Source organism: Hymenobacter sp. H14-R3, from assembly GCF_030063445.1.
Lineage (GTDB): Bacteria > Bacteroidota > Bacteroidia > Cytophagales > Hymenobacteraceae > Hymenobacter.
This window is the reverse complement of sequence record NZ_JASITD010000005.1, coordinates 53,103-66,603: the sequence shown is the minus strand read 5'-3', so window position 1 is coordinate 66,603 and position 13,501 is coordinate 53,103. Positions and strand designations below refer to the sequence as shown.

The window sequence follows — 13,501 nt, the reverse complement described above, 5'->3', positions numbered from 1 at the left end:
AATATTCAACAATAAAGCGGTAAATCAGTTAGCCACTAATTACACTCCAGGTTCGAATTTTTTCATTACATTTAGCACATGCAAACTGCTTACCCAACCACCAGCGACCTGTGCACCGCGGCTTGGCTCAAGCAGTTTGCGGCGCAGCTACCCGGGTACGCCGCCAAGTACCAGATTGCCGAGGCCGAAGCCACCGCCCTGCAAGGGGCCACCACGGCCTACCTCGACGGCCTGGGCGAGCAGATTTACCGCGTGACACAGGCCATTTTGCAGTTGGCCGCCGCGCCCTACGCGGGCGGCTGGCCGCCCGCCGCCGTGCCCCGGCGGCCCAGTATGCGGGCCCTGCCGCAGCAGGCGGCCGCGCTGGGCCAGCGCATTCTTACCCACACCACCTACGACCCGGCCGATGGCTACGCGCTGGGCCTGGTGTGCCGCCTATCGGGCTACTGGCCCGCCTAAGCCCGCCAGTAGCCCACTGCGCAACTTATTGTTTATTTTGTAATTACCAGCTCCACCCGGCGATTAAGCTTGCGGGTTTCCTCGCGGTTGTTGCTGAACTTGGGGCGCGAGCCGCCGTAGCCCACGGTGGTGATGCGGCCGGCGGCCACCCCGCGGCCCACGAGGTAGCGCTTCACGGTAGTCACGCGCTCTTCGCTGAGCACCTGGTTTTTATCGGCCGGCGGCTCGTTGGAGGTGTGGCCTTCGAGGCGGATTTCCAGCTGCGGATTGTCTTTCAATGACTCGGCCAGCTTGTTGAGCGTGGGGTACGACGAGCCCAGCAGTTGGGCCTTGCTTTGCACGAAGAGCAGGTCGGCCAGGTCGAGGCGCGAGCCTACAGTGGCGGGCGTGAGGCGCGGCTCGTAGCGGCGCGACTCGCCCGATTTTACCGTGAGGGTATCGACGCGGGTGAGCAGGCCGGCGGTGGTGGTCAGGCGGTAGCGGCCGGGGGCCAGCGACATCTGAAAGCCCACGGCATCGGCGCGGGCCGTGCTGCGGAAGTCGATGGGGCCGCCTATCATCAGGGCCTGTACCTCGGCCCCGCCCGCCAGGGGCTGGCTGGTGCGGCCGTCGAGCACGCGGCCCGTGAGCAGGGCGCGGGGCTGGCTCAGGGGGTCGGCGGCGGCCGCGATAATGGCCGTGGAGTCAATTACCGGCGGCGGGCCGGGCGGGGTGCGAAACAGCTTTTTGGGCGACGTGTCCTTGGCCCCGGTGCTGGCATAATAGGCCGTGCCGTCGGGCCCAAGGGCAAAAAAAGCGTCGTAGCCGGGGCCGTTGAAGCGCGGCCCCAGGTTTTGGGGCGCGCTCCACTTGGTCCAGTCCTCGTCGAGGCGCTGACTCACAAAAATATCGGCCGAGCCGTAGCCCTGGTGGCCATACGAGCTGAAATACAGTGTTTTGCCATCGGCGGCCAGCCAGGGGGCAAACTCGTAGCCCGGCGAATTCACGACCGCGCCCAGGCTCTGGGGCGCGGTATAGCCGCCCGCCCCATCGGCCCGGCTGATGTACAGGTCGTTGGCCCCCTGCGAGTCGTCGCGCTCCAGGCTCAATAGCAGCACTTTCTCATCGGGCGTCATAAAGAAGTTGGTGGCCGGGCTGGTCGAGCCGAAGCCCGCCACGCGCACCGGCGTGGGCCGGCTGCTGCCCCCCACGGCCACCCGCGACACGCTTTCGTCACGAAAGCCGCCCGCGTCGTAGGTGCCGCGCAGCAGCAGCGCGGGGCTGCCGGCCGGGCCCACCACGGCCTGCACGGCGTTATTTTGGGCCGTGTTGAGGCCGGCCGGGCCGTCGAGATGGGTGGGCGCGCCCCAGGTGCGGCCCTGGTCGGTGCTCTGGCTCAGCCAGATATCGGCGCTTTCGGCCACGCCCTCCACGTTGCCGGCAAAGCGCGTGCGGCTGAAATACAGGCGCTGGCCGTCGGGCGCGGGCACGGGTTGCAGCTCGTTGCCGGCCGGCGAGCTGAGGGCCGGCAGCGGCTCGGGCGCGGCAAAGTAGGGCGGCCCCGTGGCCAGCCGCAGCTGCAGCTGAAACAAGCGCCACTGCTGGCTGAGGCGCCCCACGCTGCGCGCCGCCACAATGGCCGTACTGTTAAACTTGTCGTTGGTGGCCAGCGTGGCCACCCGGCCATCGAGCCGGTTTTCGAGTTGAAAAGAGCCCACGATGCCCGTGGGCACCAGCCGCCACTGCTGGCCCAGCCCGCCCGTGAAGGGCCGCTGCACCAGCGGCGTGTTGGCCCCGGCGGGGGCCGTGGGGTTCACTTCCAGGGTTAGGCACAGGTCGCTGTGCTTGGCTTCGAGGCGGTAATACTCGCCGCCCTCCCGAATGAGCACCAGATGCCACTGCTGGCTGAGCGCGTGGGTGAATTCCCACTGCACGGCGGCCGCGCCGCTGGTGGTGGCGGCCCGCGCCACGTCGAGGCTGCGCCCGCTGGCGCGGTTAATTACGCCGTAGAGCGCCTTGCCATCGGGGGTCAGCGACGTTTGGGCGGCGGCCGATAATGCTAGTAAACACAGGAAAAATACTCTAAGCATGGGGTAAAGGTCGGGCCGCCGCCCGAAATGGCCGGGTTATTGGTTTATTGGCTAGCTCCACCCACGAATCTTCTGGCTTTAATGTACGTTCAGGCGGTACCCTCTACTAGCCACTCAACTAGCCATTTCCCATCCATGCGCAAAGGCACCCAGGTAAGCTGGAAATACGGTACCGGCACGGCCACCGGTAAAATAGAATCCGTTCATAAAGAGCCAATTACCCGCAAGCTCAAGGGCAGCGACATCACCCGCAACGGCTCGGCCGACGACCCTGCCCTGCTTATCGTGCAGGGCAATGGCGACCGCGTGCTCAAGCTCAAAAGTGAAGTTAAAGCCCTTTAAATGAGAAACTTATATAAAGTAGGTACTCCGCGTTCTGATACCATCGCCGACGGCCGGCTGCGCTACTACTCGGTGCATTACCAGGCCACGCCGCCCCTCATCCGGGGCACTGTGCGGCACCCACTATCGGCCACCGAAATGACGGAGGCGTGCGAAATGATATTGGAGCATGCCCAACGCCACAATTGCCCCTACTGGCTGCTCGATGGCCGGGCCGATGCCTCCGGCCGCCCCACCGACGTGTACGAGTGGCTGGCCGAAGAATTTTTGCCCCGTGTGCACCGCACCCTGGGCCGCGTGCCCTGCCTGGCCTTCATTGCGCAGGCCGAGTTTTGGCAGGAGTTGCGAGCCCATCACTACGCGCCGCCCACGGCCGCCCTACAATTGGCCACGTACCGCGCAGGTTGGTTTGTAGACGAGACCACCGCCCAGGCTTGGTTGAATCAGTTTCGACCTGCGTTGGGCTATAAGCGATAACTTATTGATTGAAAGATACTTACTTAATACAGATAAAAATAATGTCGTGCTGAGCGCCGTGAAGCATCTCTACTGTTCACTAAATCAATCGTTTACCAATGAGATTGAGCTGCTTCACGGCGTTCAGCATGACGCTATTTGATATAAGCAATTCCACCGAATTACTTACAGCTAAAAAGACCCCGCCGGCAGCTTGCCAGCGGGGTCTTTTTTTAACTCAAACCAACCTACCGGTTATTGGGGTCGGGCTTGATGAAGGCTTCTTTTTCCATTTCTTCAGGGATAACCACGATGCCTTTTTGCAGCATCGAATTGCGCTTGCCGTAGAGGAAATACACGATGAAGCCGAGGAACATCCAGCCAAAGGCCACTTTCAGGGTGAACGAGTCGAGGGCGCCGATGAGCAGCAGGCAGACGAGCGCGCCCATTACGGGCACCAGCGGTAAGCTGGGCGACGAGAGCGGCGCGCGGAACGGCCGCGGCTGGTCGGGGTTCGACTTGCGCATAATCCACACGCCCAGGCTCACCAGCACGAAGGCCAGCAGCGTACCGAACGAGGTGAGGTCGCCGGCCAGCGAGCCGGGCACAAAGGCCGCAAACAGGCCCACGAATACCATCAGCATGAGGTTGGATTTGTAGGGCGTGTTGAACTTGGGGTGCAACTCGGAAAATGCCTTGGGCATGAGCCCGTCCTTGGCCATGGAGAAGAACACGCGGCTCTGGCCCATCAGCATTACCAGGATAACCGAGGTGAAGCCCAGCAGGATACCCACCGTAACGGCGGTAGCCAGCCAGCCGTAGCCGGGCATGTGCGCCTGAATGGCGTAGGCCACCGACGCCTCGCCGCCCACGGCGGGGTCGGCAAATTCGCGCCAGCTGGCCACGCCCGTCAGCACGTGCCCAAACAGGATGTAGAGCACCGTGCAAATAGCCAGCGAGCCCAGAATGCCGATGGGCATGTCGCGCTTAGGATTCTTGGCTTCCTGCGCGGCCGTGCTCACGGCATCGAACCCGATAAAGGCGAAGAATACGATGGCCGCGCCCCCCAAAATACCGCCAAAGCCGTGCTTGTTCCAGTCGGAGTACGAGTGCGGGCCAATGGGCGGCTGGTCGGCCGGAATGAAGTAAGGCGTGTGGTTGGCGGGGTTGATAAACTGCCAGCCCACTGCAATGAATACCAATACGATAGCCACTTTCAGCACCACCACTACGGCGTTGAAGGTAGCCGATTCCTGGGTGCCTTTTACCAGCAGCAGGCTCAGGGCCACAATCACGAACAGCGCCGGCAGGTTGATGAGGCCGTGCACCTGCACGCCGTTTACCACGGCGTGCTCGAAGGGCGAGTGGCTGAGGTGGTAGGGTATACTGGTGTGGAAGACTTCCAGCAACTTATTGAGGTACTCGCTCCAGGCGATAGACACGGTGGCCGCGCCCAGCGCATACTCCATAATGAGGGCCCAGCCAATAACCCAGGCCACAAACTCGCCCATGGTGGTATAGGCGTAGGTGTAGGCCGAGCCGGCAATCGGAATCATGGCCGCAAACTCGGCGTAGCACAGCCCGGCAAACACGCAGCCAATGGCCGCCACAATGAAGGCCAGCGTAACGCCCGGCCCCGCGGCCTGGGCCGCGGCGGCGGCGGTGCGCACAAACAGGCCCGCCCCGATGATGGCGCCCACGCCCAGCGCCACGAGGTTGCCCGCGCCCAGCGTGCGTTGGAGGGTGCCGTGCCCGGTAGAGTTTGCTTCGCCCAGAAGCTGAGCAAGCGGTTTTTTGGCAAAAATACTAGCCATGCAAGAGAGAGGAAAAGAACGAGTGGGGGGAAGTACTAGTAGCGGCTTTTTCGCGTTGAATTAACACCGAGGAACAGTTCGGCTGGGCCGAAAATACGCTAAACTTCGCGACTGGCGCGCTCGCTGGTTTGGCCGGGCCTTTGCGCTGGGCGGCCCGGCGCGGCCCAACCCTCTCCCCCACTCCTTTTTACCCCGCCAACTGCGGCGGCGCGAACCTACTTTTGTCCTATTACTTTTCCCCACTTTATTCTATCAGTTGCTGTGAGCAAGACGCTTCTATTTGTAGCCTTACTGGGCCTGGCGGCCGGCACCGCCCGGGCCCAAGCCACCCCGGCCGTGCAAAAGGCCGTGGCCGCCCAGGCCCAGCGCATGACCCAGGAGCTGGGCCTTTCGGCCGACCAGAACACCCGCCTGCGCCAAGTGCTGCTGCTAACCCGCCAGCACATGGACGCCGACCGCACCGCCCACCAGGACGACCCCGCCGCCCTGCGCGTAGCCATGGCCTTTGACCGCGCCAAGTCGGACGAGCTGATTCGCGGGGTTCTCACGCCCACCCAATACGCCAGGTACCAGCAGCTTAAGGCCGCCCGCATCAGCCAGCTGCACACCACGGCCGGGGTGGGAAATTAGCAGGAAGTGATTGGTAATGAGTAAGGAGCTGTTTCCTCAAACGCTATGCTGACGAAGGAAGCATCTCTGCTGCGTAACCAGCACCGGCCAACGAGGCGAGCGCGATACTTCACTGCATTCAGTATGACGTTCTATCGACGTCCTTTCGCAGCACGACGAGCGGGATAAATCGTTTTCTTCATCTATAAAAAAGCCCTCTTCATCGGTGTGAAGCGGGCTTTTTGCTGCCCGGGCCGCCTTTGGCCTGCTCCTTGCAATTGCCCTTGTACCCGGAGCCAGCGCGGCCGCGCTTCCTGCTTTCTCGCCTTTTTTCTGCTTAAAAACTTCTCTGCCTCTCTCTTATGAAAAATTCCCTGCTTCTGCTGGCCGCCCTGGCCTTTGCCACCGCCAGCTTCGCCCAAACTGCCCCCGCCACTACCACCACCCAACTGCCCACCCACCGCGTGCACCGCATGGGCCACAATAAAACGCCCGAGCAACGCGCTGACACCCGCACCACCGTGCTCACCAAAAAGCTGAGCCTCACGGCGGCCCAGCAGCCCCAGGTGCACCAAATTCTGCTGGCCCAGGCCCAGGAGGGCCAGGCCCTCAAGGCCAAGTACCCTGCCAAAGAGCAGCGCAAAGCCCGCCACGAAGAAATGAAAGCCGGCCGCGCCAAGTACCAGCAGCAGCTACAAGGCGTGCTCAACGCCGACCAGTATGGCAGGCTGACCGCCATGCAAAAAGAGCACCACCACAAAGGCGAGCACGGCGGCAAAATAAAAGCCAAAGGCTAGCCCCTGGGCCTAGCCCCTCGTTGCAAAAAGCGCCGGCCCGTGGGTCGGCGCTTTTTTTGGGCCCGGCCGCCGCCAGCAGGGCCAAAGCCTGGCCGTAGTATTGGGCCGGCTCATTATATTTGACCTTATCACCTACCCCGGCAGCCCGATTCTCAGGCCTTTAGCCCATCCGCTGCCAACAACCCCCATGCCGCTTCCCAGTAGTAGCACCCCCGCGGTGCAGATTCAGCAATTTTATGACAAGGGCCTCGCCCACGCCTCCTACGCCGTGCGGGCGGGCCGGCAGGTGGCCGTTATCGACCCCGGCCGCGACCCCCAGCCCTACTACGACTTTGCCGACGAGCACGACGCCGAGATAGTGGCCGTGCTAGAGACGCATCCCCACGCCGACTTCGTGAGCAGCCACCTGGAAATAGCCCAGGAAACCAACGCCCCCATCTATTGCAGCAAGCTCACGGGCGCCCGCTACCCACACCGCGATTTTGACGACGGCGACCGCATCAAGCTGGGCACCATTGAATTACACGCTATTAACACCCCCGGCCACTCGCCCGACAGCATCAGCATTTTGCTGCTGGACGAGCTGGCCCAAACCCGCGCCGTATTCACCGGCGACACGCTTTTTGTGGGCGACGTGGGCCGGCCCGACCTGCGCGAGGCCGCCGCCACCAGCGGCCACACCCGCGAGGACCTCGCCGCCCAGCTCTACGCCAGCCTGCGCCAAAAGCTGATGGCCCTACCCCCCACCACCAAGGTGTACCCCGCCCACGGCCCCGGCTCGCTGTGCGGCAAAACCACCAGCTCCGACCTCGACAGTACCATTGGCAAAGAGCTGGCTACCAACTACGCCCTGCAACCCATGTCGGAGCCCGAGTTTATTCGGGTGCTACTGGAAGACCAGCCATTTATACCCAAGTACTTTGGCCACGATGTGCTGCTGAACAAGCAGGGCGCGCCCAACTTTGAGGACAGCATCAGGGCGGTGCCGCGCCTGCACGCCGCCACGCCCCTGGAGGCCGGCGTGCTGCTGGTTGACACCCGCCCGGCCGCCCAGTTTCGCGCCGGCCACCTGCCCGGGGCCATCAATCTCCAGGACGGTGGCAAGTTCGAAACCTGGCTGGGCTCCATCGTGGGCCCGCAGGAGAAGTTCTACCTGCTCGCCGACACCCAGATTCAGCTCGACGCCGTGCTGCGCAAAACCGCCAAAATCGGCTACGAGGGCAACGTGAAAGGGGCGTTGCTGGCCCCCACCGCGCAGCTCGCCACCAGCCCCACCGTGGATGTGGACGCCGTGCGCCAGCACCCCGAGCAGTTCACCATCGTGGATATTCGCAACCATAACGAAGCCTACAACCTCTTGTTCAGCAAGGCTTTACTCATCCCACTGCCCGAGCTGCGCGAGCGCCTGGGCGAGATTCCGGCCGATAAGCCCGTGCTGGTGCACTGCGCCGGCGGCTACCGCTCGGCGGCCGGGGCCAGCATCATCGAGGCCGCGCTACCGGGCGTGCAAGTACTGGATTTGAGTGAAGCCGTGGCGGAGTTTTTACCGGCATCGGCTTAGCCTGACTGGCCTCAAAGCCAACCGGCACAGGTAGCGTGCCCGCTACAACACGTAAAAGCCCTTCCTCCAACTGCGTCCTGCACAAGGCGCAGCCGGAGGAAGGGCTTTTAAGAACCTTTTGCATAATAACTTACAGCATTTTCCAGATTAGTGTGCCCGGTCCCACGCCGGAGGCGTCCGACCGGAGCGGGTGTCCTAACCTGAGAAACGCCTTAATCCGCACCAAGGAGAAGGCCCCCTGGGTACTGGCGCAGATAAGCAGTTAACTGGTCGCCCACATTCCCGTCTTCATTCGTCGGATAGGCGGCGTGTAACTCGTCGTTCAACCCGCCCAGCGCAGCAGCACTGTTGGTACTTTCTAATTGCAAGGCCGCTGCTTCCTGAAGTAGCGAAGCAAGCTTGGGAGCCCCTATTCTGGCGAAGCTGTCCGCTGTTTCCCCGGCAAATCGCCCCGCGCTATTAGTGAGAAACTGCTGAATTCCACCATTATAAAATTCTGCTTCAAAGTTTGAGATGAAGTAGACCGTTTGCACCGGCCAACTCAATTCGACTAAATGCGCCTCGTGCTGAAAGGCATACTCGACTACTTGGCTGAGCAGTTCATCATCCGTTAAGCCTTGTAAATCAAGCATATTACACTTAATACCAGTGGATAATCTCCGTAAAATCAACTCACTCTTAGAAGCTTTTACGTCATTTTAAAGGTAAGCTATGCCGCTGTATGCAACCCTGGCAGTAGGTATCGAATCTTGTCTTTAGAAGGAAACTTCATCAAAATCTCACCCCATTTCTTCCTCTTTTTATGAAATTACCGAAAGCTTTACTCGGGGCCATCTTGGTTGGCGTGGCCGTGCAGGCCGTCGGCTGCAAAAAAGGCGATGAGCCCACGCTCAAGGGCGAGAAGGCCGCAAATGCTACCAAAGAAGGCCCTAGAATACCGGACAACTGCCCGGCCTGCGGTATGGGCTAATCACCTTTCAATCACTTAGTTATGCAAAATAAAGCCGTCTGCTTCTGCGTCTTCTGCGCAAGCCTCGGCGCCCTCTGCGGGCTAAAAAACCCCGCGCAACGCCCCAACTCCCAGTGCTAAAAGAGCCCGGTATTTTAGCGGCCATCGCCTGCAACCTGGATGCCGATATCCTGGCGGCGGCGTTTCCGCTGCTGGCCGAAGGCCGGGTGGAGGCTATCGAATGGTCGTTCGATACGCGCTACTGGGCCGAGCAGCTGCCCAGTTGGTTCGCCGAGCTGCTGGACACCTATGCGGCCCAAAACCGGCTGCTGGGCCACGGCGTGTTTTTCTCGCTGCTCTCGGGCAGGTGGTCGGCCGAGCAGCGGCAGTGGCTGGCGCACCTGCAACGGCTGGCGGCGCAGTTTTCCTTCGCCCACATCACCGAGCACTTTGGCTCCTTCACGGGCCAGAATTTTCATTCCGGCGCGCCGCTGCCCGTGCCGTACACGCCCACCACGCTGCGCATTGGCCAAGACCGGCTCCGGCGCATCTATGAGGCCTGCCAGTGCCCGGTGGGCCTCGAAAACCTGGCCTTCGCCTACTCGCTGGCTGAGGTGCAGCACCACGGCGAATTCCTGGCAAAGCTGCTGGAACCCGTCAATGGTTTCCTCATCCTCGACCTGCACAACCTGTACTGCCAGCTGCATAACTTCTCCGTTTCGTACGAAACGCTGCTGGCCCTGTACCCGCTCGACCGGGTGCGCGAAATCCACATCTCGGGCGGCAGCTGGGCAGAGTCGGCATTGGTACCCGGCCAAAAAATTCGCCGCGACACCCACGACGCTGGCGTGCCCGAAGAAGTATTTGAGCTGCTGGCCCGCACCATGCCCCAGTGCCCGCACCTGAAATACGTGGTGCTGGAGCAGCTCGGCAGCGGCCTCAAAACTGAGGCCAGCCACACCCGGTTTCGCCACGATTTCCGGCGCATGGCGCGGCTCGTGAAGCAGTGCCGCACCGGCTGGCCCACGCCGCCCGCGCAGTCGTTTCGGCCCCTGCACCCCCACCAACCCGGCCCTGTAGCCGAAGACGCCCAGCTGCACGCGCAGCAAGCGCAGCTCTCGCACATTCTGGAATCGGCTCCCTCCGTAGCGGAAGCGCAGCGCCAGCTGCAAGCCTCGGCCCTGGCCGCCACCGCCTGGCAGCCCGAAACCTGGGAGCCGCACATGCTGGAAACCGCCGTGCGCATTGCGCAGAAGTGGAAGGGGTAGGAAAGTGAATTCTGATTTTGGGAATTGAAGACGTTTGTGATGGTGTCGTAACGCAAAAAAATCCCTTCACATGTAAAACGGGCTCCAACGCCCCATAACATTGGAATCTTATTCCGCCCTTTTCCTTCTTGTTCATCCAAATTACCACAGATACGTGAACATAGGATAACATTAGTTATAATCCCACTCTTGGAAAAGTGGTGGTTTCAGCACCAAAGTAGAGATAGTGTGGAATAAGATTTCTAGGGGATTTACTCTATCTTCTGTGGAGGACCAGCCCGCCGAAAGCCTTCTCCACCCATTTTGATTAGGCTAAGCAACTGCTGCACGGGATATCTCAACTCATCCTGATTGCACCAGTAATCTTTAATCTGCCCATACTGGTCGTAATCAGAGATATTGAATCCTTCTTCAATGTCATTATACCAGATGATTTGCTTTCCGCAAATAGCGACCACCCAAAATCCCCCGCCTTCCTCTCCATATGGGACTTGTTGCCACTTCTCGGGGAATACCTGAATGAGTTGCCAAAACCTCCATATTTCGCCAATCATCTCTTCCTCAGCTGCTAAAACCTTATCGTAGAGCGTTTCAAGGGTTATAGGTTCCCACATCATGGCAGCGAAGTAAGCACTACGTTCTAGTATTCCAGCAGTTAAGTAACCCCTTTTACATATTGTAAACGGTCGTTTACAATACGTAAAATCCCCCTACCCTTTCACTAGCTTCTCACCGTCCCAGAGCGGCAAAATCTCGGGGTGGGTATCAACTTTCATGCAGAACGTGAAGTCGTCGTGGGCCTCCAGGGCGTTGAGGCGGCGCACGGCGGCCGATTGCAGCAGGTACTCGGGCCAGGTGGGGTGGGCGTCTTGCCAGAGGTGCAGGGCGGCCAGCGCCGCATCGGAGGAGGTGATGTCGAAGCCCCGCGGGGCCAGGCACTCGGCCAGCGCGCCACCAAACAGGCTGTCTTCCAGGCAGAAGCTGCCTTTCCAGCCGGCGCAAACCACCAGCACATCGCGGCCCTGCGCCACGCAGAAATCGGCTACGGCGCTCAGGTTTAGGAAGGCCCCGCACACGATGGCTTCGGCGGCCAGCGAGCGGCGCAGGGCCATGGTGCCGTTGGTAGTGCTGATGGCCAGGGCGCGGCCCTGCACCGCAATTTTGCCATCGAGAAAGCCGAAGGGCGAATTGCCGAGGTCGAAGCCGGCGGCGGCAATGCCGTCGCGCTCGGCGGCCGTGATGCAGCCCGTATCGCGGCCCAGGGCGGCGCACTCCTCCAGCGTGGCGGTGGGGAATACCTCGGTTACGCCCTGCGCCAGGGCCGTGACGATGGTGCTGGTGGCGCGCAGCACATCCACGATAACGGCCACGCGGCCGCGCAGGTCATAGAGGGGCAGCAGGTCGGGCGAAAAGCAAACGTCAAGCTTCATGTAATTGGGGTTGTTGTATCGGTAAAATCGTCTGTCATCGTGAGCGCAACGCAGTGTAGCGCGGCAATCACCCCAGAACGAAACCCGGCAGAGTCGTTCTGGGGCGATTGCCGCGCTACACTGCGTTGCGCTCGCAATAACAAATGGCTGAGGTAGTTACTACACCTCCTCGGTGCCCGGCACCAGGGGTAGCTTGGCTACGGTGGCGGGCAGATTCTTACCGCGCACCTGCACAAAAATCTGGGTGCCGGGCGTGGCCAGCTCGGTTTTCACGTAGCCCAGGCCCACGCCTTTGCTGAGGCTCGGCGACTGGCCGCCACTGGTGACCTCACCGATGCGCTCGCCGGCGGCATCTACCAGCGGGTAGTGGCTGCGGGGCAGGCCGCCGGGGCCATCCATGACGAAGCCGACCAGCTTGCGCGTTACGCCGGCAGCTTTTTGGGCTTTCAGGGCTTCGCTGTTGGTGAATTCTTTGGTGAATTTGGTAATCCAGCCCAGGCCAGCTTCGAGGGGCGAGGTGGTGTCGTCGATGTCATTGCCGTAGAGGCAGTAGCCCATTTCGAGGCGCAGCGTGTCGCGCGCGCCCAGGCCTATCGGCTTGATGCCGAACTCCTTGCCAGCTTCCATAATCTGGTCCCACACCTGGGCGGCGTGCTCGTTGGGCACGTACAGCTCGAAGCCGCCCGCCCCGGTGTAGCCCGTGGCCGAGATGATGACGCCCGGCGCACCGGCAAACGTACCCTGCACGAAGCTGTAGTACGGAATAGCCGTGAGGTCCACGTTAGTGAGGGTGCGCAGGGCCGCGGCGGCCTTGGGGCCCTGCACGGCAAAGAGGCTGAGGCGGTCGGAGACGTTCTCCATCTCCACGCCCTGGGTGTTGTGCTGTTGCAGCCAGTTCCAGTCTTTGTCGATGTTGGAGGCGTTGACTACCAGGAAGTAATCATCCTCGGCCAGCATGTACACGAGCAGGTCGTCCACGATGCCGCCGGTGGCGTTGGGCAGGCAAGCGTACTGGGCCTTGCCAGGCACGAGCTTGCTGGCGTCGTTGCTGGTGGTGCGCTGAATGAGGTCGAGGGCCTGCGGACCACGCAGCCGGAACTCGCCCATGTGCGACACGTCGAACATACCCACGGCGCGCCGCACGGTGTGGTGTTCCTCCAGGTCGGAGGAGTAGCGCACGGGCATGGCGTAGCCGGCAAATGGGACGATTTTGGCCCCCAGCTGCTGGTGGGTGGCGTGCAAAGCAACGGTTTTGAGCGGAGTATCTTCCATGAAAAAGGCGGGGTGGGCGCACGGCAAAGTGGCCGAGCTGGGCGGTCACAAAGCTACTTCGTACCCGCACAATGCGCTGGGGGGTGGGACTATCTTTGCTGCTATGAGCCCCGAAGCTATTAAACAGGATTTTGAGTCTGCCCTAGTCAAGCACTTTTCCTTTAAGGCGCGCCTGCGCTCCGTACTGCACGGCAACAGCAAGGAAGAAGGCCCCCTGCGCGACCCCGACCAGTGCGCTATGGGCCACTGGATAACCGACCGCCGGCAGGGGGCCTACCGCCACCTGCCCGAAATGGCCGAACTCGACCGCCAGCACCGCCTCATTCACCAGCAGGCCAACCGGCTCATGGACCTGCGCCTCTCGGGCCGGCCCGAGGAGGCGCTCTCGGGTTTTGGGGATGTGCAGGTGTTAGCCGACAGCATTCTGGCCCTGCTTCAAACAATGGAAGCCAAACTGCGTACTGCCCAAGCGTGA

General features: G+C 61.5%; 15 protein-coding genes. 9 read left to right on the top strand and 6 right to left on the bottom strand.

The features are described from left to right. Positions 1-78 precede the first annotated feature (78 nt). Positions 79-459 carry a hypothetical protein gene (locus QMK33_RS06565; protein ID WP_283563768.1) on the top strand — a complete coding sequence of 127 codons (381 nt, stop codon included), beginning with the start codon at positions 79-81 and terminating at the stop codon, positions 457-459. A gap of 32 nt (positions 460-491) precedes the next feature. On the opposite strand, the gene QMK33_RS06560 is transcribed toward QMK33_RS06565, so the two are convergent. After that, positions 492-2,528: an RICIN domain-containing protein gene (locus tag QMK33_RS06560; protein WP_283563767.1), complete on the bottom strand. Its 2,037-nt coding sequence runs from the start codon at positions 2,526-2,528 to the stop codon at positions 492-494. A 135-nt stretch (positions 2,529-2,663) separates the two neighbouring features. Between QMK33_RS06560 and QMK33_RS06555 the strand changes: the two genes are divergently transcribed. Then, positions 2,664-2,870, top strand: coding sequence for a hypervirulence associated TUDOR domain-containing protein (locus QMK33_RS06555; RefSeq protein ID WP_283563766.1), 207 nt, complete (start codon positions 2,664-2,666; stop codon positions 2,868-2,870). Then, positions 2,871-3,347: a hypothetical protein gene (locus QMK33_RS06550; protein WP_283563765.1), complete on the top strand. Its 477-nt coding sequence runs from the start codon at positions 2,871-2,873 to the stop codon at positions 3,345-3,347. 227 nt (positions 3,348-3,574) lie between these two features. Here the strand turns inward: QMK33_RS06550 and QMK33_RS06545 are convergent, their stop codons facing one another. Further along, positions 3,575-5,140, bottom strand: a complete 1,566-nt coding sequence (locus QMK33_RS06545; protein ID WP_283563764.1) for an amino acid permease — start codon at positions 5,138-5,140, stop codon at positions 3,575-3,577. 261 nt (positions 5,141-5,401) lie between these two features. On the opposite strand from QMK33_RS06545, the gene QMK33_RS06540 reads away from it, so the two are divergent. From QMK33_RS06540 to QMK33_RS06530, 3 genes are all read left to right on the top strand, one after another. After that, the gene (locus tag QMK33_RS06540) at positions 5,402-5,770 is read left to right on the top strand and encodes a hypothetical protein (RefSeq protein WP_283563763.1); all 369 of its coding nucleotides are present in this window, start codon (positions 5,402-5,404) and stop codon (positions 5,768-5,770) included. A 341-nt stretch (positions 5,771-6,111) separates the two neighbouring features. Beyond that, positions 6,112-6,546 carry a DUF4890 domain-containing protein gene (locus tag QMK33_RS06535; protein WP_283563762.1) on the top strand — a complete coding sequence of 145 codons (435 nt, stop codon included), beginning with the start codon at positions 6,112-6,114 and terminating at the stop codon, positions 6,544-6,546. 187 nt (positions 6,547-6,733) lie between these two features. After that, positions 6,734-8,107, top strand: a complete 1,374-nt coding sequence (locus QMK33_RS06530) for an MBL fold metallo-hydrolase (protein WP_283563761.1) — start codon at positions 6,734-6,736, stop codon at positions 8,105-8,107. A 212-nt stretch (positions 8,108-8,319) separates the two neighbouring features. Here QMK33_RS06530 and QMK33_RS06525 read toward each other — a convergent pair whose 3' ends face one another. Continuing rightward, positions 8,320-8,739 carry a DMP19 family protein gene (locus QMK33_RS06525; protein ID WP_283563760.1) on the bottom strand — a complete coding sequence of 140 codons (420 nt, stop codon included), beginning with the start codon at positions 8,737-8,739 and terminating at the stop codon, positions 8,320-8,322. A gap of 170 nt (positions 8,740-8,909) precedes the next feature. Between QMK33_RS06525 and QMK33_RS06520 the strand changes: the two genes are divergently transcribed. After that, entirely contained in the window at positions 8,910-9,077 is a 168-nt protein-coding gene (locus tag QMK33_RS06520; RefSeq protein ID WP_283563759.1) for a chryseobasin-related MNIO class RiPP peptide, read from the top strand. 113 nt (positions 9,078-9,190) lie between these two features. Beyond that, positions 9,191-10,324: a multinuclear nonheme iron-dependent oxidase gene (locus QMK33_RS06515; protein WP_283563758.1), complete on the top strand. Its 1,134-nt coding sequence runs from the start codon at positions 9,191-9,193 to the stop codon at positions 10,322-10,324. 251 nt (positions 10,325-10,575) lie between these two features. Here the strand turns inward: QMK33_RS06515 and QMK33_RS06510 are convergent, their stop codons facing one another. The 3 genes from QMK33_RS06510 to gcvT form a co-directional block, all read right to left on the bottom strand. Beyond that, entirely contained in the window at positions 10,576-10,941 is a 366-nt protein-coding gene (locus QMK33_RS06510; RefSeq protein ID WP_283563757.1) for a hypothetical protein, read from the bottom strand. 93 nt (positions 10,942-11,034) lie between these two features. After that, on the bottom strand, positions 11,035-11,754 hold the full coding sequence (locus QMK33_RS06505) for a 2-phosphosulfolactate phosphatase (protein ID WP_283563756.1): 720 nt from the start codon (positions 11,752-11,754) through the stop codon (positions 11,035-11,037). A 159-nt stretch (positions 11,755-11,913) separates the two neighbouring features. Then, positions 11,914-13,026, bottom strand: coding sequence for a glycine cleavage system aminomethyltransferase GcvT (gcvT, locus tag QMK33_RS06500; protein WP_283563755.1), 1,113 nt, complete (start codon positions 13,024-13,026; stop codon positions 11,914-11,916). Between the two features lie 103 nt (positions 13,027-13,129). Here gcvT and QMK33_RS06495 point away from each other — a divergent pair, with 103 nt between their 5' ends. Beyond that, entirely contained in the window at positions 13,130-13,501 is a 372-nt protein-coding gene (locus QMK33_RS06495; protein ID WP_283563754.1) for a CZB domain-containing protein, read from the top strand.